The 22,752-nt window shown below is 59.4% G+C and carries 18 protein-coding genes and 1 riboswitch; of the genes, 9 read left to right on the top strand and 9 right to left on the bottom strand.

Going from position 1 to position 22,752, the window contains the following annotated elements; genetic code table 11:
- Window positions 1-2: 2 nt before the first annotated feature.
- Window positions 3-461: a division/cell wall cluster transcriptional repressor MraZ gene (mraZ, locus tag ACJ8J1_RS20800; protein WP_004932796.1), complete on the bottom strand. Its 459-nt coding sequence runs from the start codon at window positions 459-461 to the stop codon at window positions 3-5.
- A gap of 862 nt (window positions 462-1,323) precedes the next feature.
- Between mraZ and ACJ8J1_RS20795 the strand changes: the two genes are divergently transcribed.
- Entirely contained in the window at window positions 1,324-1,764 is a 441-nt protein-coding gene (locus ACJ8J1_RS20795; protein WP_033641852.1) for an L-alanine exporter AlaE, read from the top strand.
- A gap of 34 nt (window positions 1,765-1,798) precedes the next feature.
- Here the strand turns inward: ACJ8J1_RS20795 and cra are convergent, their stop codons facing one another.
- The 5 genes from cra to leuO form a co-directional block, all read right to left on the bottom strand.
- Window positions 1,799-2,803, bottom strand: a complete 1,005-nt coding sequence (cra, locus tag ACJ8J1_RS20790) for a catabolite repressor/activator (RefSeq protein WP_033641851.1) — start codon at window positions 2,801-2,803, stop codon at window positions 1,799-1,801.
- Window positions 2,804-3,021: 218 nt separating this feature from the next.
- The gene (gene ilvN / locus ACJ8J1_RS20785; RefSeq protein ID WP_004932806.1) at window positions 3,022-3,513 is read right to left on the bottom strand and encodes an acetolactate synthase small subunit; all 492 of its coding nucleotides are present in this window, start codon (window positions 3,511-3,513) and stop codon (window positions 3,022-3,024) included.
- A gap of 2 nt (window positions 3,514-3,515) precedes the next feature.
- Window positions 3,516-5,234 carry an acetolactate synthase 3 large subunit gene (gene ilvI, locus ACJ8J1_RS20780; RefSeq protein ID WP_028127857.1) on the bottom strand — a complete coding sequence of 573 codons (1,719 nt, stop codon included), beginning with the start codon at window positions 5,232-5,234 and terminating at the stop codon, window positions 3,516-3,518.
- A gap of 316 nt (window positions 5,235-5,550) precedes the next feature.
- Window positions 5,551-7,359 carry an AMP-dependent synthetase/ligase gene (locus ACJ8J1_RS20775; RefSeq protein ID WP_033641850.1) on the bottom strand — a complete coding sequence of 603 codons (1,809 nt, stop codon included), beginning with the start codon at window positions 7,357-7,359 and terminating at the stop codon, window positions 5,551-5,553.
- Window positions 7,360-7,824: 465 nt separating this feature from the next.
- Window positions 7,825-8,772, bottom strand: a complete 948-nt coding sequence (gene leuO, locus ACJ8J1_RS20770; protein WP_033641849.1) for a transcriptional regulator LeuO — start codon at window positions 8,770-8,772, stop codon at window positions 7,825-7,827.
- A gap of 872 nt (window positions 8,773-9,644) precedes the next feature.
- On the opposite strand from leuO, the gene leuA reads away from it, so the two are divergent.
- The 4 genes from leuA to leuD are packed head-to-tail and all read left to right on the top strand — an operon-like array spanning window position 9,645 to window position 14,327.
- The gene (leuA, locus tag ACJ8J1_RS20765) at window positions 9,645-11,219 is read left to right on the top strand and encodes a 2-isopropylmalate synthase (protein ID WP_033641848.1); all 1,575 of its coding nucleotides are present in this window, start codon (window positions 9,645-9,647) and stop codon (window positions 11,217-11,219) included.
- A gap of 2 nt (window positions 11,220-11,221) precedes the next feature.
- On the top strand, window positions 11,222-12,313 hold the full coding sequence (gene leuB / locus ACJ8J1_RS20760; protein WP_025159635.1) for a 3-isopropylmalate dehydrogenase: 1,092 nt from the start codon (window positions 11,222-11,224) through the stop codon (window positions 12,311-12,313).
- Between the two features lies 1 nt (window position 12,314).
- Window positions 12,315-13,715, top strand: coding sequence for a 3-isopropylmalate dehydratase large subunit (gene leuC / locus ACJ8J1_RS20755; RefSeq protein ID WP_033641847.1), 1,401 nt, complete (start codon window positions 12,315-12,317; stop codon window positions 13,713-13,715).
- A gap of 9 nt (window positions 13,716-13,724) precedes the next feature.
- Window positions 13,725-14,327 carry a 3-isopropylmalate dehydratase small subunit gene (leuD, locus tag ACJ8J1_RS20750; RefSeq protein ID WP_025159634.1) on the top strand — a complete coding sequence of 201 codons (603 nt, stop codon included), beginning with the start codon at window positions 13,725-13,727 and terminating at the stop codon, window positions 14,325-14,327.
- A gap of 37 nt (window positions 14,328-14,364) precedes the next feature.
- Here leuD and ACJ8J1_RS20745 read toward each other — a convergent pair whose 3' ends face one another.
- The 3 genes from ACJ8J1_RS20745 to sgrT all read right to left on the bottom strand — a co-directional run bounded on the left by ACJ8J1_RS20745 (window position 14,365) and on the right by sgrT (window position 17,508).
- Window positions 14,365-15,837 (bottom strand): DASS family sodium-coupled anion symporter, encoded by a 1,473-nt coding sequence (locus ACJ8J1_RS20745; protein WP_033641846.1) that lies wholly within the window; start codon window positions 15,835-15,837, stop codon window positions 14,365-14,367.
- 144 nt (window positions 15,838-15,981) lie between these two features.
- The gene (locus tag ACJ8J1_RS20740) at window positions 15,982-17,178 is read right to left on the bottom strand and encodes a sugar efflux transporter (RefSeq protein WP_033641845.1); all 1,197 of its coding nucleotides are present in this window, start codon (window positions 17,176-17,178) and stop codon (window positions 15,982-15,984) included.
- 156 nt (window positions 17,179-17,334) lie between these two features.
- Window positions 17,335-17,508, bottom strand: a complete 174-nt coding sequence (sgrT, locus tag ACJ8J1_RS20735) for a glucose uptake inhibitor SgrT (RefSeq protein WP_071845093.1) — start codon at window positions 17,506-17,508, stop codon at window positions 17,335-17,337.
- 90 nt (window positions 17,509-17,598) lie between these two features.
- Here sgrT and sgrR point away from each other — a divergent pair, with 90 nt between their 5' ends.
- The 4 genes from sgrR to thiQ all read left to right on the top strand — a co-directional run bounded on the left by sgrR (window position 17,599) and on the right by thiQ (window position 22,734).
- Window positions 17,599-19,260, top strand: coding sequence for an HTH-type transcriptional regulator SgrR (sgrR, locus tag ACJ8J1_RS20730; RefSeq protein WP_033641844.1), 1,662 nt, complete (start codon window positions 17,599-17,601; stop codon window positions 19,258-19,260).
- A gap of 37 nt (window positions 19,261-19,297) precedes the next feature.
- Window positions 19,298-19,416: riboswitch (TPP riboswitch) on the top strand.
- 57 nt (window positions 19,417-19,473) lie between these two features.
- Window positions 19,474-20,460 (top strand): thiamine ABC transporter substrate binding subunit, encoded by a 987-nt coding sequence (gene thiB / locus ACJ8J1_RS20725; protein WP_033641843.1) that lies wholly within the window; start codon window positions 19,474-19,476, stop codon window positions 20,458-20,460.
- Complete coding sequence (thiP, locus tag ACJ8J1_RS20720; protein ID WP_033641842.1) at window positions 20,436-22,043, top strand: thiamine/thiamine pyrophosphate ABC transporter permease ThiP; 1,608 nt, start codon at window positions 20,436-20,438, stop codon at window positions 22,041-22,043. Before thiB ends, thiP begins: the two co-directional genes overlap by 25 nt.
- Window positions 22,030-22,734, top strand: a complete 705-nt coding sequence (gene thiQ, locus ACJ8J1_RS20715; protein WP_033641841.1) for a thiamine ABC transporter ATP-binding protein ThiQ — start codon at window positions 22,030-22,032, stop codon at window positions 22,732-22,734. The genes thiP and thiQ overlap by 14 nt, the downstream gene beginning before the upstream one ends.
- Window positions 22,735-22,752: the final 18 nt, after the last annotated feature.

The raw sequence follows: 22,752 nt of genomic DNA, 5'->3' as shown, positions 1-22,752 counted from the left end.
GCTTATAGCGACAAGTCCTGTAGCCGCTCAGACAACGGTTCCTGAGTCGACTGTTCAGCGTCAATATCATCCTTGACTTGTTGATACCAGGTCTGTTCATCCCACAGTTCAAACTTGTTGAACTGACCGACCAGCATCACTTCTTTCGTGAGCCCGGCGTGTTGCCGCAGCGTACTGGCTAACAGCAAACGACCGGCACTATCCATCTGACACTCACTGGCATGTCCCAACAGCAGGCGCTGAACGCGGCGCTCGGCGGGATTCATGCTCGACAGACGTGATAATTTTTGTTCAATAATTTCCCATTCGGGCAAAGGATAAAGCAGCAGGCAGGGCTGATGGAGGTCAATGGTACAGACCATTTGGCCTTGCGATTCCTCGTTGAGCAATTCCCGATATCGGGTAGGTACGGCGAGCCGCCCTTTGCTGTCGAGGTTGACCATCGTCGCTCCACGGAACATTCCTGAGCTACCCCTTAGTGACCGTTTTCACCACTTTACCCCACAAATTCCCACACAATGGAGTTTACGGAGGGTATGAAAACCTTGTCAAGCCAGAGCGCCAGCGCTTTGGCAATATTTCTCTGGTCATTTTGGGAGCTGACTCGCGAAAGAAACTCTGATTATTCGACGATTAAAAATTAACACCATGATAAACGGAGAGAATTTTCTAGGCGGAAAGAATCTGATTAAAAACCTGACGAACTGGCGATTAATTAACTCATTACTTCCTTCTGCAAGCCATGTCTCATTTTTCAGCTCGGCAATCTCAGGGCTGTAACCGCTGCCGCCCCGCGCGCGCCAAGGCTCGGCGCCTGACGAGTCGACCGCAGAATAAGGCTATAACTCCTTGAGTTAATAACGCTCAATCGTTATTCACCGTGAAACTGCGCGCTATTTTACTTCAATTTGCAGCGCCATGATGAGAGCACGGCGAAAATAAATGGCTCGGATATTACGAGCAGAAGTAATTTCGATTTAAATCAATTTGGTAAGATTATTCCCAAAACACCTGTTTACAATTATGGTTTCATTTTCTTACACCTTTATTTCCACAATTTTTGCCGGAAAAATCCCCCCGCGGACACAAAAAATCGCAACAGCATGTTTTTAATAGGTTTATTTAAAAACACCGATTTTAATCTCTCCATCCCTTCCTGCGCCCCGGCCCTGCGGGACAAAAACCGAACAAATGTTAAAAATAAAAATATAAACCTAGTTAAAAAACACAAACCAGATCAGTAAACTATATAAAAAGCAAAAAACCAGAATTAACAACCACAAATTATAAAATTAACAGCACATTAACACAAAGGAGAGATACATGCTTTCGCCCGCCGCACACTGGCGCAGCGCCGCTGCCGATACGTTTGCACTGGTGGTGTACTGCTTTATCGCCGGTATGGCGATTGAAGTGTTGATCTCCGGCATGAGCTTCCAGCAATCCCTCTCTTCACGCCTGTTGTCGATCCCGGTCAACATTCTGATCGCCTGGCCTTATGGCCGCTATCGCGATCTGTTTATCCGCACGGCGCGCCGCTGCCCGCACGGCCAGTTCCTACTGCGCAATCTCGCCGATCTGCTGGCCTATGTCAGCTTCCAGTCGCCGGTTTATGCTGCAATTTTATGGAGCGTGGGCGCCGACGGCCAACAAATGCTGGCGGCGGTAACCAGCAATGCGCTGGTCTCCATGGCGATGGGCGTGGTGTATGGTTACTTCCTGGAGTACTGCCGGCGGCTGTTTCGGGTAGCGGATTACGTCTAAAGGAGCCCGCCAACGCGGGCCCCTGTCAGCCAAACTACTTGCGGCTCAGACTGCCGCGGCGGAACAGATTGCGGCGAATGCGCGTCAGCCCCGGCTTGGGTTTACGCGGCTCGTCCAGGCTGGCCAGCACCAGTTCCAGCACGCGTTCGGCCACGTCGCGATGGCGCTGCGCTACCGCCAATACCGGGCACTCAAGGAAATCCAACAGTTCATGATCGCCGAAGGTGGCAATCGCCAGATCGGTCGGCAAGCGGCCGCGTTGCTTCAGCGTCACGTCCATCACGCCCTGCAATAAAGAGAACGACGTGGTAAACAGCGCCTGCGGCATCGGGTGCGCTTTCAACCATTCGGCAAACAACGCGCCGGCGGCTTCGCGTTCGTAGCTGTTGGCGTACAGGTAATCGACGTGGCGGGGATCCTCTTGCCAGGCCTGACGGAAGCCCTGCTCACGCAGGAAGCTGACCGAAAGCTCCGGCAAGGCGCCCAGGTACAGCACCGACTCCGCCGGGAAGGTGCGCAGCTCCTGCGCCAACGCAAAAGCGTCTTCCTGATCGGCGCCCACAACGCTGATGAAATGCTCGCGATCCAGCGCGCGGTCCAGCGCGATGATCGGCAGCGGATCGTTGGCCCAGCGTTGATAGAAAGGATGCTCCGGCGGCAAGGCGGTGGAGACGATGATGGCGTCCACCTGACGCTGCAGCAGGTGCTCAATGCAGCGCATTTCGTTGTCCGGCTGATCTTCGGAACAGGCGATCAGCAATTGGTAACCCCGCTGGCGCGCCTGGCGCTCCAGGTAGTTGGCGATGCGGGTATAGCTGGTATTTTCCAGATCCGGGATCACCAGGCCGATAGAACGGGTGCGCCCGGCGCGCAGCCCCGCCGCGACGGCATTCGGGTGATAGTTATGCTCCCTGACCACGGCCATCACTTTCTCGACGGTTTTATCGCTGACACGATACTGCTTCGCCTTGCCGTTGATGACATAACTGGCCGTCGTGCGCGAAACGCCCGCGAGACGCGCGATTTCATCCAGTTTCACATTAACCCCTTAATGACGCTGAAAATAGAAGTGAAGGCTGTGCTCGGATTAACCATGGCATCCCGTGCGGTTATTCAATCCAGCCTCTGCGATCTAACAGCAGAAAACACTACCTAGCAACCGCTTTTGCCGAAAGGTGCCGGCAATCGGGCAAAAAAGGCCGAAAAACAAAGGGCGCAGCCACGCCGCGCCCCCGATTATTCGCCGCCAGACCGCGCTCAGCGCATGATTTTGTCGCCGCGCGACACGCCGACCACGCCGGAACGGGCCACTTCCACAATCTCCGCCACTTCACGCACCGCGCTCAGGAAGGCGTCCAGCTTGTCGCTGGTGCCGGCCAGCTGCACCGTATACAGCGTCGCCGTCACATCGACGATCTGGCCACGGAAAATATCGGCGCAGCGTTTCACCTCTTCACGGCCGTAGCCGCTGGCCTGCAGCTTCACCAGCATGATCTCGCGTTCAACGTGAGCGCCCTGCACCAGCTCGCTGACGCGCAACACGTCCACCAGCTTGTGCAACTGCTTCTCAATCTGCTCCAGCACTTTCTCGTCGCCGACGGTCTGGATAGTCATGCGCGACAGCGTCGGATCGTCGGTCGGCGCCACCGTCAGGCTCTCGATGTTGTAACCGCGCTGGGAGAACAACCCCACCACGCGCGACAGGGCGCCGGATTCGTTTTCCAGCAAGACAGATAAAATACGGCGCATGATCAGGTCCTCTCCGTTTTGCTAAGCCACATTTCGTCCATGCTTCCGCCGCGGATCTGCATCGGGTAGACATGTTCGGTTTCATCGACGGTCACGTCGACGAACACCAGCCGCTCTTTTTCCGCCAGCGCCTGCGCCAGCTTGCTTTCCAGCTCATCCGGCGTGCGGATGGCGATACCGACATGGCCGTAAGCCTCGGCCAGCTTGACGAAGTCCGGCAGTGAATCCATGTAAGACTGCGAATGACGGCCGGAATAAATCATGTCCTGCCATTGCTTGACCATGCCCAGATAGCGGTTGTTGAGGTTCACCACCACCACCGGCAGGTTATATTGCAGCGCGGTGGACAGCTCCTGAATATTCATCTGAATGCTGCCGTCGCCGGTCACGCACACCACGGTTTCCTCCGGCAGTGCCAGCTTGACGCCCAATGCCGCCGGCAGGCCGAAGCCCATGGTGCCGAGGCCGCCGGAGTTGATCCAACGGCGCGGTTTGTCGAACGGATAATAGAGCGCGGCGAACATTTGGTGTTGACCGACGTCCGAGGTCACATAGGCGTCGCCTTTGGTCAGGCGATGCAGGGTTTCAATCACCGCCTGCGGCTTGATGGTGCCGCTGTTTTTGTCGTAGCCCAGGCAGTCGCGGGCGCGCCACTGCTCGATAGACTGCCACCAATCGCGCAGCGCATCGTGATCCTGCGCTTTCTCGTCCTGCGCCAGCAGCTCCAGCATCTGCACCAGCACCTGCTTGGCATCGCCGACGATCGGGATATCGGCGTCCACCGTTTTGGAGATCGAGGTCGGATCGATATCGATGTGCAGCACGGTGGCATCCGGACAGTATTTGGCCAGATTGTTGGTCGTACGATCGTCGAAACGCACGCCGACGGCGAAGATCACGTCGGCATGGTGCATGGTTTTATTGGCTTCATAGGTGCCGTGCATGCCGAGCATGCCAACGCTCTGGCGGTGGGTACCGGGGAAGGCCCCCAACCCCATCAGGCTGCTGGTCACCGGCAGGTTCAACTGCTCCGCCAACGCCAACAGTTCGGCTTCGCAGCCAGCGTTGATCGCGCCGCCGCCGACGTACATCACCGGCTTTTTGGCCGCCAGAATGGTTTGCAGCGCGCGTTTGATTTGCCCGCGGTGGCCCTGCACCGTCGGGTTGTAAGAACGCATGCTCACGTCCTGCGGATAGGCATAAGGCATCCGCACCGCCGGGCCGACGATGTCTTTCGGCAGATCGATCACCACCGGGCCGGGGCGGCCGCTGGAGGCCAGGTAAAAGGCCTTCTTCAACACCGCCGGGATGTCTTCGGTGCGTTTCACCAGGAAGCTGTGTTTCACCACCGGCCGAGAAATCCCCACCATATCGCACTCCTGGAAGGCGTCGTAGCCGATCAGCGAGCTGGGCACCTGCCCCGACAGGACGACCATCGGGATCGAGTCCATATAAGCGGTAGCGATACCGGTAATGGCGTTGGTGGCGCCGGGGCCGGAGGTCACCAGCACCACGCCCACTTCGCCGGTGGCGCGCGCGTAACCGTCGGCCATGTGCACCGCACCTTGCTCGTGGCGCACCAGAATATGATCGATCCCTCCGACCGTATGCAGGGCGTCGTAGATATCGAGCACCGCCCCGCCGGGGTAGCCGAATACATGTTTAACGCCCTGATCGATCAACGATCGGACGACCATCTCGGCTCCTGACAACATCTCCATGGGTTTGCCTCCAGGCTTGCTTATTCTTCTCTGGCGCCGGAACGTAGCGCCTGCTGCGGGGCAATGCCCCTAAATTTTTATGGGTTGTCGCTATCGAATTAACATAACGTCAGAATATGGGGCAGGCAAACGGCAAAATGGCTTAACGACGGCGGGGTTATTGCCAAGCGGCTGGAGATCGCGACTTTATAAAAACAATGCGCTAGCCCCAGGGGCGTCAGGCTAGGCATTGTTTCGAACAGAGGGAAAATTACAGAACTAAATCAGGCGAAGAATATGCCGTTTTTTTCGCCGAACGCGCGGTCCGGCGGCGGCCTCAGCCCTGTTCCTGATACATGGAGTCGATTTCACGCTGATAGCGCTGCAGGATCACTTTGCGGCGCAGCTTCAGCGTTGGCGTCAGCTCCCCCAGCTCCATGGAAAAGGCCGCCGGCAGCAGCGTGAACTTCTTCACCTGCTCGAAGCGCGCCAGCTCCTTTTGCATCTCGCGCAGACGCTTTTCGAACATCTCGAGGATTTCACCGTTGCGCAGCAGCTCCAGGCGATCCTGATACTTCAGGTTGACTGACTTCGCGTACTCTTCCAGCGACTCAAAGCACGGCACGATCAACGCGGAAACGAACTTGCGCGCATCGGCGATGATCGCCACCTGCTCGATAAAGCGGTCCTGCGCCAGCGTGCCTTCCAGCATCTGCGGCGCGATGTATTTGCCGCCGGAGGTTTTCATCAAATCCTTAAGGCGCTCGGTGATGAACAGATTGCCCTCTTCATCGATCGCCCCGGCGTCGCCGGTTTTCAACCAGCCGTCTGCGGTAAAGGTCGCGGCGGTTTCCAACGGTTTGTTGAAATAGCCGCGCATCACGATCGGCCCGCGCACCTGGATTTCATTTTCTTCACCGATGCGCACCTCGACCTCCGGCAGCGGTTTGCCGATAGAGCCGAAGCGGAAATGCCCTTCTTCCCAGCAGGACACGGTCGCACAGGTTTCGGTCATGCCATAGCCGTACTTGATGTTGACGCCCATCGCCTGGAAAAACAGGATCACATTGTCATCCAGCTTGGCGCCCGCCGCCGGCAGGAAGCGCACCCGGCCGCCGAGGATGCCGCGCAGCTTGCTCAATACCAGCTTGTCGGCCCAGCGATGAGAGAGTTCGAACAGTTTACCCAACGGTTTGCCGGCCCGCTCCTGAAGGAACTTGCGCTCCCCGCAGACGATCGCCCAGTGGAACAGCGCGCGGCGCAGCCAAGGCGCGCGCGCCACTTTTTCATGCACCGCGCTGAAAATCTTCTCGTAGAAACGCGGTACCGCGCACATCAGCGTCGGGCGGACCTGCCCCATCGCTTCCCGTACCCAGTCAGTGTTCGGCAGGAAGACGTTCTGCGCGCCGGAATGCATGACAAAGAAGCTCCAGGCACGCTCGAATACATGCGACAGCGGCAGGAAACTGAGCGACACATCTTCTTCGCCAACCGTCAGTCTCTCATCATGCAGGTAGAGCTGCGCCGCCAGGTTGCGGTAATCCAGCATCACCCCTTTCGGCTCGCCGGTGGTGCCCGAGGTATAGATCAGGGTGAAGAGGTCCTGCAGGTCGCACTCTTCAATGCGCTGCCGACGTTGAGCGATAAAAGCCGCCGGATCGGCGGCATGCTCGAAGGCGCTCAGGTGTCGCGCTATCTCGCAGCCGCGCAGATCGGCATCTTGGTCAAACACGATAATATGGCGCAGCTGTGGGCAAACGCCGCGCAGCGCGATGGCCGCGTCCAACTGTGCCTGTTCGCCGACGAACAGTATGCGAATGTCGGCGTCGTTGATGACGAAGGCCGCCTGCGCCGGCGTATTGGTGGAATAGAGCGGCACGCTGACGCCGCGCAGGTGGAGAATCGCGAGATCGGCCAGCGACCAGGCCATGCCGTTATTGGCGAAAATGCCGATGCGCTCTTGCACTTCGGCCCCCAGGGCCAACAGCCCGGCGGCAATGCGATCGATGCGAACGGCGGCCTCTTCCCAGGTCAGTTGAAACTCGCCGTTGGGCGACCATTGGCGAAAAGCTGTGCGATCGGCTCGGTGGGTGATTTGATGCTGTATACGATGGATCAAATGGTATTGCAGCAGATTAGTGATCATAGTGCTCTAAGCCTGAAATGAATCATACAGTTAAGCCTGAACGACGCCTTACGGCCCTCATCTCAGCTTACACGTGTTTACTTTTTTCCGCGCAGTCTACCTACTCTCAGGCAGGGGGAAAAGCGATTTCAGCGTAGAAGTGTGAGCCAAAACTCAGGCCGGCTTTCGCGCTTTCATGGGTTGGACAGAACGGGAAGGAAAAGGTTTGCTGGCGGCAATAAAACGCGGCCCATCTGGGCCGCCGCATCGAGTTAGTTTAAAATACCAGTCGTAAAGTAAAAATCAGAATATTAATTTATATTAATTATTTTTGGTAAACGAACCAACTCACCCTGAAAATAAGTTATTTAATCGCCGCAAAACCAAGAAACATCTTAATAAAAACCCAGATAGTTCTTAGTTTTTATCATGAAAAAAAAACGCTCAGTTGAATATTATCTTTATATATCCCCATTTTTTATCGCTTTACTTTGGGTTACCCGCCTCAATCAGGACGGACTTCATCCACTGGTGCCCTTTATCCCGTTCGGAGGATTCATGCCAGGAAAGATAGCAGGTCGCTTTATTGTGATTGGCGCACAAAGGAACTGCCTTTATTTTCAACGCCTCCGTCTGTTGCCGCACCAACCAGGCGGGCGCAATCGCCACCATTTCCGTTTGCGACACCATATTCAACACGCTGTAGAGATCCGTGCACTGTTGTGTCACGGCGCGCAGCATCGGCTCCTCTAAATAGAAAGGTTTACTGAACGATCCAAAACTTTCCAGGGAAACCGCCGCGTGCTGTTCGGCCAACATGTGTTCCGGCGTCACCTCCTCCCCTATTCGCGGGTGCGCCTGCGCAACCGCCAGCACTAATTCGTCGTCGAACATCGCCAGGCTGCGAAACTCCGCCGACTCGAAACGGCTGTAGCCGATGACAAATTCGACGTCCTGATAACGTAATTGATGTTCAATATTATTGTTAATGTATGACTTTATTTGCAGGTTAAGCTGCGGCGCTATCTGTTTGACGTGATTGATTATCCCGGCGCCCAGACGCAAATCGAGCGGGCTGCACAGGGACAGGGAGAACGCTCGCGTGCTGGTCAGCGGCTCAAACTCAGATCCCGGCAACTCATTTTGCACCAGCTGCAGCGCTTGCCGCACCGGCCCGAACAGCTGTCTGGCCCGCATGGTGGGCTGGATCCCGCGCCCGCAGCGCACGAACAGCTCGTCGTTGAACATCACCTTCAGACGCGCTACCGCGTTGCTCACCGCCGGCTGCGACATCCCTAGCGAATTAGCGGCTCGCGTAATATTTTGCATTTGCATCACGGCGTCAAACACCGTCAGCAAATTAAGATCGACGCTGCGCAAATGGATGTCCGCCGGCTCTTTGACCATGGCGATTTCTGAATCATATTCAGCCATATTTCACTCCACTAAATCCTGTGTAGATAATCTAATCCTTATGCTCGACAAACAATGAAACGCCGCATTGTCTTATCTTTGCACGACAAATCCTGCCATTACCGTCATCAGCCGATAAAAAACCTCGTGTTATCGACACGATTTAAGTCGTATATGGAATGCATATCAGTCACTTCTACCGTCAGCAGGAAAAATGCCACCTGGGTGGTACTAATAATTAGGTATTAACAATAATTAATACAATTAAACAACGTAACCCCACTGTATGAGACAAACTATAAAAACACATCATAAGCAATCAAACCATCTAAAAACATCAATCGCTTTGTGTAAAATCGCATTATTTTGTTATATTATGACTAAAACAATCAATTAATCATATGAATTCAATTTAAATCATTCGTATTAAAAATATTATTTTGTTTCCTCCCGTGATTAATCCTCCTTATTTTTTCATCACAAATCTTAACCCAACAAAATCCAGAAGCAATTAGCGCAGTATATATTCGATTCGTTTATGCTAAGCAGCACGCAAACTGCTCCCATTTTTTCTCTATAGCGCTGCATTTTTACCGAATGATCCTCTGTTTGGACGGATAGCCGGTGCATTGTCCCCGCATTCAATCAGGTGTTGACATCGCCAGGCCAATCACGTATCAAATTAGGCAGACACCCAATTTAAGAGAAGCTGAACCATTATGATCCGTACTCACCGTCTACTAGGCCTACTACTCAACGCATCTTGTTTGCGCGGTATGCCTGTGGACGAAGTTCGGAACTGACTCAGCCGATCACCCATAAGAAACCCGCGCTACTGCGCGGGTTTTTTTTTGCCCGCTTAGCGTGAAATCAACACGATAAGGAATGCACCGATGAGCCAACAAGTCATTATTTTCGATACCACGCTGCGTGATGGCGAACAGGCATTGCAGGCCAGCCTGAGCGTAAAAGAGAAGATTCAGATTGCGCTGGCGCTGGAAAGAATGGGCGTTGACGTGATGGAAGTCGGCTTCCCGGTCTCTTCGCCAGGCGATTTCGAATCGGTGCAAACCATCGCTCGCCAGATCAAGAACAGTCGCGTCTGCGGCCTGGCCCGCTGCGTGGACAAAGACATCGACGTGGCCGCCGAAGCGTTGCGCGTCGCTGAAGCGTTCCGTATCCACGTGTTCCTGGCCACCTCCACCCTGCACATCGAATCGAAGCTGAAGCGCTCGTTCGACGAAGTGTTGGAGATGGCGGTGCGCTCGGTCAAACGCGCCCGCAACTATACCGACGACGTGGAATTCTCCTGCGAAGACGCCGGCCGCACGCCGATCGACAACCTGTGCCGCGTGGTCGAAGCCGCCATCAACGCCGGCGCCACCACCATCAATATTCCGGACACCGTCGGCTACACCACGCCAAACCAGTTCGGCGGCATCATCACCACCTTGTATGACCGCGTGCCGAACATCGACAAAGCCATCATCTCCGTACACTGCCACGACGATTTGGGCATGGCAGTCGGCAACTCCATTGCCGCGGTCCAGGCCGGCGCCCGTCAGGTGGAAGGCACCCTGAACGGCATCGGTGAGCGCGCCGGCAACTGTTCGCTGGAAGAGGTGATCATGGCGATTAAGGTGCGCCAGGACATCATGAACGTGCACACCAACATCAATCATCAGGAAATCTTCCGCACCAGCCAGATCGTCAGCCAGCTGTGCAACATGCCGATCCCGGCCAACAAGGCGATCGTCGGCGCCAACGCCTTCGCCCACTCCTCCGGCATTCACCAGGACGGCGTGCTGAAGAACCGCGAAAACTACGAAATCATGACCCCGCAGTCGATCGGCCTGAAAGACGTGCAGTTGAACCTGACTTCCCGCTCCGGCCGCGCGGCGGTGAAACACCGCATGGAAGAGATGGGCTACCAGGAGCAGGACTACAACCTGGACACCCTGTACGCCGCCTTCCTGAAGCTGGCCGACAAAAAAGGCCAGGTGTTCGACTATGACCTGGAGGCGCTGGCCTTCATCAACAAACAACAGGAAGAGCCGGAGCACTTCAGCCTGGGTTACTTCAGCGTGCAGTCCGGCAGTAGCATCATGGCCACCGCCTCGGTGAAACTGATCTGCGGCGGCGAAGAGAAAGCCGAAGCCGCCACCGGCAACGGCCCGGTAGATGCGGTCTATCAGGCGATCAATCGCATCACCGATTACCCGATCGAACTGGTGAAGTACCAGTTGACCGCCAAAGGCCATGGGCGCGATGCGCTGGGCCAGGTGGATATCGTCGTCTCTTATAACGGCCGCCGTTTCCATGGCGTGGGTCTGGCGACCGACATCGTCGAATCCTCCGCCAAGGCGATGGTGCACGTGTTGAACAATATTTGGCGCTCACAGCAGGTAGAAAAAGAAAAACAGCGTCTGCAGCAAAACAAACATCAAAATAATCAGGAAACGGTGTGAACATGACGAAGACTTATCACATTGCCGTCTTGCCCGGAGACGGTATCGGCCCGGAAGTAATGGCTCAGGCGCGCAAAGTGTTGGACGCGGTGCGTCAACGCTTTGACATTCGCATCACCACCGCCGAGTACGACGTCGGCGGCATCGCCATCGATCGCCACGGCAGCCCGTTGCCAGCGGCGACCGTCGCCGGCTGCGAGCAGGCCGACGCCATCCTGTTCGGTTCGGTGGGCGGCCCGAAATGGGAACACCTGCCGCCGGCCGAGCAGCCGGAACGCGGCGCGCTGTTGCCACTGCGCAAGCACTTCAAACTGTTCAGCAACCTGCGCCCGGCCCGCCTGTATCAAGGGTTGGAGGCGTTCTGCCCGCTGCGCGCCGATATCGCCGCCCGCGGCTTCGACATTCTGTGCGTGCGCGAACTGACCGGCGGCATCTATTTCGGCCAGCCGAAGGGGCGCGAAGGCCAGGGCATGCAGGAGCGCGCCTTCGACACCGAGGTGTATCACCGTTTCGAGATTGAACGCATCGCGCGCATCGCCTTCGAATCCGCCCGCAAGCGCCGCCACAAGGTGACGTCGATCGACAAGGCCAACGTGCTGCAAAGCTCCATCTTGTGGCGTGAAGTGGTCAATCAGGTCGCCAAGGATTACCCGGACGTGTCGCTGTCGCACATGTATATCGACAATGCCACCATGCAGCTGATCAAGGATCCGTCCCAGTTCGACGTGCTGCTGTGTTCCAACCTGTTCGGCGACATCCTGTCCGACGAGTGCGCGATGATTACCGGCTCGATGGGCATGCTGCCGTCCGCCAGCCTGAACGAGCAAGGCTTCGGCCTGTACGAACCGGCGGGCGGTTCCGCGCCGGATATCGCCGGCAAAGGCATCGCCAACCCGATTGCGCAGATCCTGTCCGCCACCCTGCTGCTGCGTTACAGCCTGGGCGCCGATGAAGCGGCCGACGCCGTAGAGCGCGCCATCAACCAGGCGTTGGAACAGGGCTACCGCACCGCCGATCTGGCCGGTGACGGCAAAGCCGTCAGCACCGATGAAATGGGCGACATCATCGCTCGCTTTGTAGCTCAGGGGGCATAACATGGCCAAGACCTTATACCAGAAATTGTATGACGCCCACGTGGTGCACGAAGCGCCGAACGAGACGCCGTTGCTGTATATCGACCGTCACCTGGTGCACGAAGTCACGTCGCCGCAGGCGTTCGACGGCCTGCGCGCCATGGGCCGGAAGGTGCGCCAGCCCGGCAAAACCTTCGCCACCATGGATCACAACGTGTCGACCCAGACCAAAGACATCAACGCCAGCGGCGAGATGGCGCGCATCCAGATGCAGGAGCTGATCAAGAACTGCGCGGAATTCGGCGTTTCGCTGTATGACCTGAACCACCCGTTCCAGGGCATCGTGCACGTGATCGGGCCGGAGCAAGGCATGACGCTGCCGGGCATGACCATCGTCTGCGGCGATTCACACACCGCGACCCACGGCGCCTTCGGCTCGCTGGCGTTCGGCATCGGCACCTCCGAAGTGGAGCACGTGCTGGCGACCCAGACCCTGAAGCAGGGCCGGGCCAAAACCATGAAGATTGAGGTCACCGGCGATGCCGCCGAGGGCATTACCGCCAAAGACATCGTGCTGGCGGTGATCGGCAAAACCGGCAGCGCCGGCGGCACCGGCCACGTGGTGGAGTTCTGCGGCAAGGCGATCGAGGCATTGAGCATGGAAGGCCGCATGACCCTGTGCAACATGGCGATCGAAATGGGCGCCAAAGCCGGGTTGGTCGCGCCGGACGACACCACCTTCGCCTACCTGAAGGGGCGTCAGTTCGCGCCGACCGGTGAAAACTGGGAGCAGGCGGTCGCTTACTGGCGCACGCTGAAGTCCGACGCCGACGCCCAGTTCGATACCGTGGTGACGCTGCGCGCCGAAGAGATCGCGCCGCAGGTCACCTGGGGCACCAACCCTGGCCAGGTGATCGCCGTCAATCAGGCGATCCCGGCGCCGGAATCGTTTAACGATCCGGTTGAGCGCGCCTCCGCCGAGAAAGCGCTGGCCTACATGGATTTGAAGCCGGGCATCAAATTGACCGAAGTGCCGATCGACAAAGTGTTCATCGGTTCCTGCACCAACTCGCGCATCGAAGATCTGCGTGCGGCGGCGGCGATCGCCAAGGGGCGCAAGGTCGCCAACGGCGTGCAGGCCATCGTGGTGCCGGGCTCCGGCCCGGTGAAGGCCCAGGCGGAAGCCGAAGGGTTGGACAAAATCTTTATTGAAGCCGGTTTCGAATGGCGCTTGCCGGGTTGCTCGATGTGCCTGGCGATGAACAACGACCGTCTGAATCCGGGCGAGCGCTGCGCGTCCACCAGCAACCGTAACTTCGAAGGGCGTCAGGGCCGCGGTGGGCGTACCCACCTGCTCAGCCCGGCGATGGCCGCCGCGGCCGCCGTCGCCGGTCACTTCGCCGACATCCGTGATATTCACTAAGGGGCTAACGTGGCTAAATTTACTCAACATACCGGCTTAGTGGTGCCTTTGGATGCGGCCAACGTCGACACCGACGCCATTATTCCCAAGCAGTTTTTGCAGAAGGTGACCCGTACCGGCTTCGGCCAGCACCTGTTCAACGACTGGCGCTTCCTCGACGATGCCGGCCAGCAACCCAACCCGGAGTTCGTGCTGAACAAACCGCGCTATAAAGGCGCCAGCATCCTGTTGGCGCGGGAGAACTTCGGCTGCGGCTCCTCGCGCGAACACGCCCCATGGGCGCTGACCGACTACGGTTTCAAAGTGGTGATCGCGCCGAGCTTCGCCGATATCTTCTACGGCAACTCGTTTAACAACCAGCTGTTGCCGGTCACGCTGAGCGAGCAGCAGGTGGACGAGCTGTTCAAACTGGTGGACGCCAATGAAGGTACGGAGTTCGTGGTGGATCTGGAGAACCAGACGGTCAACGCCGGTGGCAAAAGCTATCCGTTCGAAATAGACAGCTTCCGCCGCCACTGCATGATCAACGGGCTGGACAGCATCGGCCTGACGCTGCAGCATGAAGCGGACATCTCCCGCTACGAAGCGCAGCAGCCGGCGTTTCTGAATTAATCCCCTTCACCCGCCGCCCGGCGGGTGAATTTTTTCCTCACCAGTAGCCCAGCAGCTTCCACCATGCGCCACCGATCACTATCCAGATCAGTAGGTTAACCACGCTCATCACCAACCCCGCTTTCCACCACTCCCCCAACGTCACATAGCCGGAGCCAAAGATGATCGGCGCGGTGCCGGTCCCGTAATGCGTCAGCGACATCATCAGCGAAGAAGAGAACGCCAGGATCAGGCCCAGCAGCGCCGGCGGCGCGCCGAGCGCGATGCCGGCAGCGAAGAAGGCGGCGAACATCGCCGTTACGTGTGCGGTGGTGCTGGCGAAGAAATAGTGAGAATACAGATAAATGATGGTCAGCAAGATCGTGCCGCCCACCCAGCTCATGCCCATATGGTCGATGCCGTTGCCGACGGTCTGCGACAGCCAGCCGATCAGCCCCAGCTTGCCGAGGAAACTGGCCATCATCACCAGCGCCGAGAACCACACGACGGTATCCCAGGCCCCTTTATGCTTCAGCACATCCTCCCAGCTCAACACCCCGGTAGCCAGCAGCACCGCCAGGCCGATCAGCGCCGCGGTGGTAGGATTGACCGCCAGCGCCGGGCCGAAAATCATCGCCGGAATGCCGGCCCACAGCACCAACAGCAGCGCGAACACCGCGAGAGTAATTTTCTCCGGCAGCGTCACCGGCCCCAGCGCCTGCAGCTTTTCGCAGGCGAAACGCGGCGCGTCCGGGGTGCTTTTCACCTCCGGCGGGTACAGCAGATAAATGACCAGCGGCATCACGATCAGCGAACACAGCCCCGGCACCAGGGCGGCGATCGCCCACATCGACCAGGACAGTTCGAAGCTGCCGTGGGTGCCTTTGGCGATCAGGCTGACAATCAGCGGGTTAGGCGCCGTGGCGGTGATAAACATCGCCGAGGTGACCGGGTTAATGTTGTAGTTCACCAGCGACAGATAGCGGCCGATCTTGCCGGAGGTATTGAGCTCGGGTTTGGAACCAAAGCTGTCGGCGATCGATTTCATGATCGGGTGAATGATGCCGCCGCCGCGCGCGGTGTTGCTCGGCGTCACCGGCGCCAGGGTGGTTTCCGCCAACGTCAATGCGTAGGCGATGCCGAGCGTTTTTTTACCGAACAGCGAGATAAAGTAGTAGCCGATGCGCGCGCCCAGCCCGGTTTTGTTCAGGCTGAGGGAGATCATGATAGAAAAGCCGATCAGCCAGATCAGCTGGTTGGAAAAACCGCTGAGCGCGTCGTCCAGCGCGGCGCCCGGCTTGCCGGGATTGGTGACGCCGGTCACCGCCACCAGGGCGATGGCAATCACCGAGACTGCGCCGATCGGCATCGCCTTGCCGATGATGGCGATGATGGTGCCGATAAACAGCGCCAGCAGCTGCCAGGCGTTGGGCGCAACGCCCTCCGGCACGGGAATGAGGAACCAGATGATCAGCGTGGCGGCAAGGGCGCACAGGGAAGGAAGCGGTTTGAGCGGTGTGAGTTTATCCATAACGTTCCCACTGTTCTAAACAACAAGGCGGCATCTCAATAGCGAGACGGGCGTGGACGCAACGATCGCGCTCCATATGCCTTCAGCTTGGGCGTCCGCTTCAGCCTTCTCAATGACTTGCATCAAGAATGCCGTCGTTTGACCTCACACTTCACGCACTTTGGCGCTCATCCAGAGCGCCGCCAGCGCCAGCAGCGCCGCCATCCAATACACCGAGCCATGACCGAGGTTCTCCACCAGCGCGCCCTGCAGCACCCCGGCCAGGATCACCCCGGTCGAGATGCTGTTGGTGAACAGCGTGGTGGCGGCGCCCGGTCGGCCCGGCATCAAATCTTGAAAATAGAGCATGCCGATACCGGCGACGATGCCGATAAACACCGCGTTGAGCAGCTGCAATGCGATCAGGGTCGGCTTGGTCGCCAGCACCGTCAGCCCGAGGTAAAACAGCACGCCCGCCGCCACCGCCAGCAGCATCATGTTGCGCTTGCCGAAACGTTTGACGTAGTAACCGGCCAGCAGCATCGCCGGGATCTCCAGCCCGGCAGCGGTGCCCATCAGCACCCCGGCCAGCCCCTCAGGCAGGCCGAGATCGGCGGTAATATACAGCGGCATGTCGATGATATACATGGTGTTGCAGGTCCACATCAGCATCGAGGCGATGAATAGCAGACGCACGTCGCGATTGCGCCAGGCGCTGGCGGGCGCAATCGGCGCGGAAGCGCCGTCCCGCAGCCCGTCGCCGTCCGCCGCGCGCGGCACCGAAGGCAGCATGAACCCGACCAGCAGCACGCAGATGGCGAAGGTGGCGGCGGCGATCAGGAACATCACGGTAAAGCCGTAATTCAGCGCCAGCGCAAACGACAGCGGCGGGCCGATAACCCACGCCAGCGAAAGCTGGGCGCGCATCACCGAACTGAACATCACCACTTCACGCGCCTCGCTGTCGGCGTATTCCCGCGCCAGCGCGAAGATCTGCGGCATGGCGGTGTTGGCAACGGCGGACATCAACACCCCGGCGGTGATCAGCGTCAGGTAGTCGCGGTTGAAAGCGAACAGCAGGCAGTTGCCGACCGCCATCAGGCAGCACAGCAGGATCAGCCTGCGCCGATCGCCGCGGGTGTCGGAACGTTTGGCCAGCAGGAAGCTGACGACGATGCCGGCCACCGCGTTGGCGGTGTAAAACAACCCGACCCACAGCGGCCGCACCTTAACTTCGGTGGTCAGAAACAGGCTGAGCGTCGGCGTCAGCAGCGCGCCGGCGATGCCGGAGAGAAAAGCGATCAGCAGGAAGGCGGCAAAGATGGGGTTGATGCGCAGTGATAACCGTCTCAGGCGTTCCATATCCTCTTCCCTGATCCCAAAGCAGAAGCAAAAACCTTAGGCCACGGCGAGGAAAATGCAAGTCCATCGCCCTAACCGCAAATAAAAAAACCAGTGGGGCGACCCACTGGCTGGTGAAACAGCACCATTACTCAGAAACTTTTATGCCGCAGCGCCTTACAGGTGCTCGCGATACTGCTTGTCGCTCATCTCTTTGATATCCCATTGCGTCAGGTGCGCCAATATTGCCAGCCGCGCCTGCTCAGGCACCACGTTCAGCCAGTCAGCGTGCTGCCGACGCACCGCGCTGAAATAGCGCTGATAGAACGATTTGGATAAGAAAGCTTTCATGATTACGCCCTCCCCTTTCATTGATGAAAATTATCGGCGTAATATAGGGAAAGAAAAATTGACGAGTTGAGACAGGAGTGTTCCTCTTTTATGTCCACGTCCAGATTGCAGCAGCAGTTCATCCGTCTGTGGCAGCGCTGCCACGGTGAAACCACCGACACCACGCTGCAGGCGCTGGCGGAGGCGCTGAGCTGCTCGCGGCGCCACGTACGCTCCCTGTTGAGCGCTATGCAGCGGGAGGGCTGGCTCACCTGGCAGGCGGAGTCGGGACGCGGCAAGCGTTCGCGGCTAACCTTTCATTACACCGGCCTGGCGCTGCAGCAACAGCGGGCCGAGGAGCTGCTGGAGCAGGATCGCATCGATCAGTTGGTGCAGCTGGTGGGCGACAAAAACGTGGTGCGCCAAATGCTGCTGTCGCAGCTGGGGCGCAGCTTCCGTCAGGGGAAACACATCCTGCGGGTGCTCTACTATCGGCAGTTGTACAACCTGCTGCCCGGCTCGGCGCTGCGGCGTTCCGAGACCCATTTGGCGCGTCAGATCTTCAACGGCCTGACGCGCATAAATGAGGAAAACGGGGAACTCGAATCCGATCTGTCCCACCATTGGCAGGCGCTGACGCCGCTGCACTGGCGGTTTTACCTGCGCCCGGCGATCCATTTTCATCATGGCCGCGAGCTGGAGATGGCGGACGTCATCAGCTCGCTTTCGCGTCTGACCTCACAACCGCTGTTCTCGCATATCGAAAGCGTCACCTCGCCGACGCCGTTCGTTGTCGACGTGCATCTGCGCAGCCCCGACCACTGGTTACCCTGGCTGCTGGGCAGCGTGCACGCCATGATCCTGCCGCGCGAATGGCGCGATCTGCCGGACTTCACCCGCCATCCGATCGGCACCGGCCCCTACCGCGTGGTGCGCAACCTTCCCAGCCAGATGAAGATCCACGCCTTCGATGACTATTTCGGCTACCGGGCGCTGATCGATGAGGTCAACATCTGGGTGCTGCCGGAGTTCTCCGAAGAACTGGTGCACTCCGGCGTACAGCTGCAGGGCGATGAAACCGGCAACAGCGAGCTGGAAAGCCGGCTGGAAGAAGGCTGCTACTTCCTGCTGTTCGATCAGCGCTCTCCCTTGGCGGCCGATCCCGCCATGCGCAGCTGGCTGTGCGAATTGATCAACCCCATTTCGCTGCTGAGCCACGCCGGGCCGCTCTACCAGCGCTATTGGTCGCCGGCGTACGGCCTGCTGCCGCGCTGGCACCACAACCGCGCGCTGGCGCAGCAGCCCAAACCGGCGGGGCTGACCGAACTGACGCTGACTCACTTCAATGAGCATTCGGAGTTCCACGCCATCCGCCAGGCGATCGAGCCGCTGCTGGCGCAGCACGGCATCCGCCTGATCGTGCAAAGCGTGGATTACGCGACCTGGCACCAGGGCGACGCGCGCAGCGATCTGTGGCTCGGCAGCGCCAACTTCTATCTGCCGCTGGAGTTTTCGCTGTTCGCCACGCTGTACGAGCTGCCGCTGATGCAGCATTGCATGAGCGAGGACCTGGCGCAGGATGCGGCGCTGTGGCGCGCCAACCGTCTGCCGCTGGCGGAGTTCTGCCAGCGCCTGGTCAGCAATCACCAACTGCATCCGCTGTTCCACCACTGGCTGCAGTTGCACGGCCAGCGCAGCATGCGCGGCGTGCGAATGAACACCCTCGGCTGGTTCGACTTCAAGTCAGCCTGGTTTGCCCCGCCGGAGGCATAAGCGCCTTTCGCCCGGGTCGGTTAATCTTTACAATAGCGCCGTCTCAACGGGGTGCGGAGAGTCGGGCCGCGTGATAAGCCCGATTTTCCGCTGAGAGCACACCCGTCGAACCTGATCCGGTCAATACCGGCGGAGGGATTTGAGCCCAGCGAACCGGCGACGCCGCCTCGCCCCCTCAGATGCCCTTGCCCCCTTATTTTTCAGGAGTGCAACGTGGTCAAAAAATATCTGCCCTGCTTATTGCTGCTGTGCGCCGCACCGGTGTTCGCCAAGCCGACGCTGACGGTTTACACCTACGATTCCTTCGCCGCCGACTGGGGCCCAGGCCCGGCGGTGAAAAAAGCCTTCGAAGCCGAGTGCGACTGTGAGCTGAAGTTCGTGGCGCTGGAAGACGGCGTCTCACTGCTGAACCGCCTGCGCATGGAAGGCAAGAACAGCGCCGCCGACGTGGTGCTGGGGCTGGACAACAACCTGCTGCAGGCGGCGCAGCAAACCGGCCTGTTCGCGCCGAGCGGCGTGGACACCGCCAAACTGACGGTGCCGGGCGGCTGGCAGGACGCGACCTTCGTGCCTTACGACTACGGGTATTTCGCCTTCGTCTACAACAAGGAAAAACTGAAGAACCCGCCGAAAAGCCTGCAGGAGCTGGTCAGCAGCGATCGTGACTGGAAGGTGATCTACGAAGATCCGCGCACCAGCACGCCGGGCCTCGGCCTGCTGCTGTGGATGCAAAAAGTGTATGGCGACAAGGCGCCGGCCGCCTGGCAGCAGCTGGCGAAAAAGACCGTGACCGTCACCAAAGGCTGGAGCGAAGCCTACGGCCTGTTCCTGAAAGGCGAAGGCGATCTGGTGCTCAGCTACACCACCTCCCCCGCCTATCATCTGATCGCCGAGAAAAAAGACCGCTACGCCGCCGCCACGTTCAGCGAAGGCCACTACCTGCAGGTGGAAGTGGCCGGCAAACTGAAGGCCGCCAAACAGCCTGAGCTGGCGGAGCGTTTCATGCAGTTCATGGTGACGCCGGCGTTCCAGAACACCATCCCGACCGGCAACTGGATGTACCCGGTGATCAACACCCCGCTGCCCGTCGGCTTTGAACAGATGAACGTGCCGCATACCGCGCTGCAATACAGCGCCGAAGAGGTGGCCACACAACGCGGCGGCTGGATCCGGGCATGGCAAACCGCCGTCAGCCGCTGATCCCCCGCTGGCTCTGGCCGGGGCTGCTGGCCGCCGGCATGATCCTGCTGGTCGCCGCGCTGGCGATGGGCTCGCTGTGGCGTCACGCGCCGGACAGCGACTGGCGCGACCTGTGGCAGGACAGCTACCTGTGGCACGTGGTGCGCTTCACTTTCCTGCAGGCGCTGCTGTCGGCGCTGATTTCGGTGCTGCCCGCCATTCTGCTGGCGCGCGCGCTCTACCGGCGTCGTTTCCCCGGCCGGCAGTTGCTGCTGCGACTGTGCGCCATGACGCTGGTGCTGCCGGTGCTGGTGGCGGTGTTCGGCCTGCTCAGCGTCTATGGGCGCCAGGGCTGGCTGGCGACGCTGTGCGGCTGGCTGGGCGTCGAGTATGATTTCTCGCCCTACGGGCTGCAGGGCATTCTGCTAGCGCACCTGTTCTTTAACCTGCCGCTGGCTACCCGCCTGTTGTTGCAAGCGCTGGAGAATATTCCGGTGGAACAGCGCCAGCTGGCTGCCCAACTGGGCATGAACGGCTGGCAGCAGTTCCGCTTCGTCGAATGGCCGGCGCTGCGCCGCCAAATCCTGCCGAGCGGCGCGCTGATCTTCATGCTGTGCTTCGCCAGCTTCGCCACCGTGCTGTCACTGGGCGGCGGGCCGCAGGCCACCACCATCGAGCTGGCGATCTACCAGGCGCTGAGTTACGACTACGATCTGGGCCGCGCCGCCCTGCTGGCGCTGATCCAACTGGGCTGTTGTCTGGGGCTGGTGCTGATCAGCCAACGCCTGAGCCAGGCATTGCCGGTAGGGCATACCCACGCCCAGCGCTGGCGCAACCCGGAAGACAGCCTGTGGCGGCGCATCAGCGATTTTCTGCTGATCGCCGCCGCGCTGTTGCTGCTGCTGCCGCCTCTGCTGGCGGTGATCGCCGACGGCGCCAATCAGGCTATCGTCAGCGTGCTGCGCCAGCCGGTGCTGTGGCAGGCGCTGTTCACGTCGCTGCGCATCGCCCTTGGCGCCGGAGCGCTGTGCGTGGCGCTCACGATGATGCTGCTGTGGAGCAGCCGCGAGCTGAAACTGCGGCAGCAGCTGCGCGGCGGCCAAGCGCTGGAGCTGAGCGGCATGGTGATCCTGGCGATGCCGGGCATCGTGCTGGCCACCGGGTTCTTCCTGCTGCTGAACGATACGATCGGGTTGCCGCAGTCGCCCTATGCGCTGGTGATCCTCACCAATGCGCTGATGGCGGTGCCCTATGCGCTGAAGGTGTTGGAGAACCCGATGCGCGACCTCGCCGAACGTTACAACCCGCTGTGCCTGTCGCTGGATATCCGCGGCTGGCGACGGCTGCGGCTGATTGAACTGCGCGCCCTGCGCCGCCCGCTGGCGCAGGCGCTGGCCTTCGCCTGCGTGCTGTCGATCGGCGATTTCGGCGTGGTCGCCTTGTTTGGCAACGAGCATTTCCGTACCCTGCCTTTTTACCTGTATCAGCAGATTGGCGCCTACCGCAGCCAGGACGGAGCGGTGACCGCGCTGCTGTTGCTGCTGCTGTGCTTCCTGCTGTTTACCCTGATTGAACGCTTACCGGGCCGCCATGCTGACGCTTGAAAAACTGACCTATCTGTATGAACACCTGCCGATGCGCTTTGATCTGCGCATCCAGCCGGGCGAGCGCGTCGCGGTGCTCGGCCCCAGCGGCGCCGGTAAAAGCACCCTGCTGAGCCTGATCGCCGGTTTTCTACCGGCGGCCAGCGGCCGGCTGCTGCTGAACGGCGAAGACCACACCGCCACGCCGCCGGCCAAACGGCCGGTGTCGATGCTGTTTCAGGAAAACAACCTGTTCGCGCACCTGACGGTGGCGCAGAACATCGGGTTGGGGTTGGATCCCGGTCTGCGCTTGACTGCGCAGCAGCGTCAACAGCGAGAACACATCGCCCGTCAGGTCGGCCTGGAAGAACACCTGGATCGCCTGCCGGCGCAGCTTTCCGGCGGTCAGCGTCAGCGCGCCGCGCTGGCGCGCTGTTTGATTCGCCGGCGGCCGATCCTGCTGCTCGACGAACCCTTCTCGGCGCTCGATCCGGCGCTGCGCAACGAGATGCTGCAGCTGCTGCAGACGGTGTGCGAACAGCGCGACCTGACGCTGCTGATGGTGTCGCACAACCTCGACGACGCCGCGCGCATCGCGCCGCGCACGCTGCTGGTGGTCGACGGCCGCATCTACTACGACGGCCCGACGCAGGCCCTACTGGACGGCAGCGCCCCCGAAGCGCACGTGCTGGGCATTTCGGGTAAAGCGTGATCTGACGCGCGTTTTTTA

Source organism: Serratia sp. CY37869 (assembly GCF_052168895.1).
Lineage (GTDB): Bacteria > Pseudomonadota > Gammaproteobacteria > Enterobacterales > Enterobacteriaceae > Serratia > Serratia ureilytica.
Note: the sequence above shows the minus strand (reverse complement) of the source record. Positions and strands in the feature narration are given on the sequence as shown.

Bases quoted from the DNA above. Each gene is read 5' to 3' on its own strand.
- mraZ (WP_004932796.1), bottom strand. From the start codon at position 461: ATGTTCCGTGGAGCGACGATGGTCAACCTCGACAGCAAAGGGCGGCTC.
- ACJ8J1_RS20795 (WP_033641852.1), top strand. From the start codon at position 1,324: ATGCTTTCGCCCGCCGCACACTGGCGCAGCGCCGCTGCCGATACGTTT.
- ilvN (WP_004932806.1), bottom strand. From the start codon at position 3,513: ATGCGCCGTATTTTATCTGTCTTGCTGGAAAACGAATCCGGCGCCCTG.
- ilvI (WP_028127857.1), bottom strand. From the start codon at position 5,234: ATGGAGATGTTGTCAGGAGCCGAGATGGTCGTCCGATCGTTGATCGAT.
- ACJ8J1_RS20775 (WP_033641850.1), bottom strand. From the start codon at position 7,359: ATGATCACTAATCTGCTGCAATACCATTTGATCCATCGTATACAGCAT.
- leuO (WP_033641849.1), bottom strand. From the start codon at position 8,772: ATGGCTGAATATGATTCAGAAATCGCCATGGTCAAAGAGCCGGCGGAC.
- leuA (WP_033641848.1), top strand. From the start codon at position 9,645: ATGAGCCAACAAGTCATTATTTTCGATACCACGCTGCGTGATGGCGAA.
- leuB (WP_025159635.1), top strand. From the start codon at position 11,222: ATGACGAAGACTTATCACATTGCCGTCTTGCCCGGAGACGGTATCGGC.
- leuC (WP_033641847.1), top strand. From the start codon at position 12,315: ATGGCCAAGACCTTATACCAGAAATTGTATGACGCCCACGTGGTGCAC.
- ACJ8J1_RS20745 (WP_033641846.1), bottom strand. From the start codon at position 15,837: ATGGATAAACTCACACCGCTCAAACCGCTTCCTTCCCTGTGCGCCCTT.
- ACJ8J1_RS20740 (WP_033641845.1), bottom strand. From the start codon at position 17,178: ATGGAACGCCTGAGACGGTTATCACTGCGCATCAACCCCATCTTTGCC.
- sgrT (WP_071845093.1), bottom strand. From the start codon at position 17,508: ATGAAAGCTTTCTTATCCAAATCGTTCTATCAGCGCTATTTCAGCGCG.
- sgrR (WP_033641844.1), top strand. From the start codon at position 17,599: ATGTCCACGTCCAGATTGCAGCAGCAGTTCATCCGTCTGTGGCAGCGC.
- thiP (WP_033641842.1), top strand. From the start codon at position 20,436: ATGGCAAACCGCCGTCAGCCGCTGATCCCCCGCTGGCTCTGGCCGGGG.
- thiQ (WP_033641841.1), top strand. From the start codon at position 22,030: ATGCTGACGCTTGAAAAACTGACCTATCTGTATGAACACCTGCCGATG.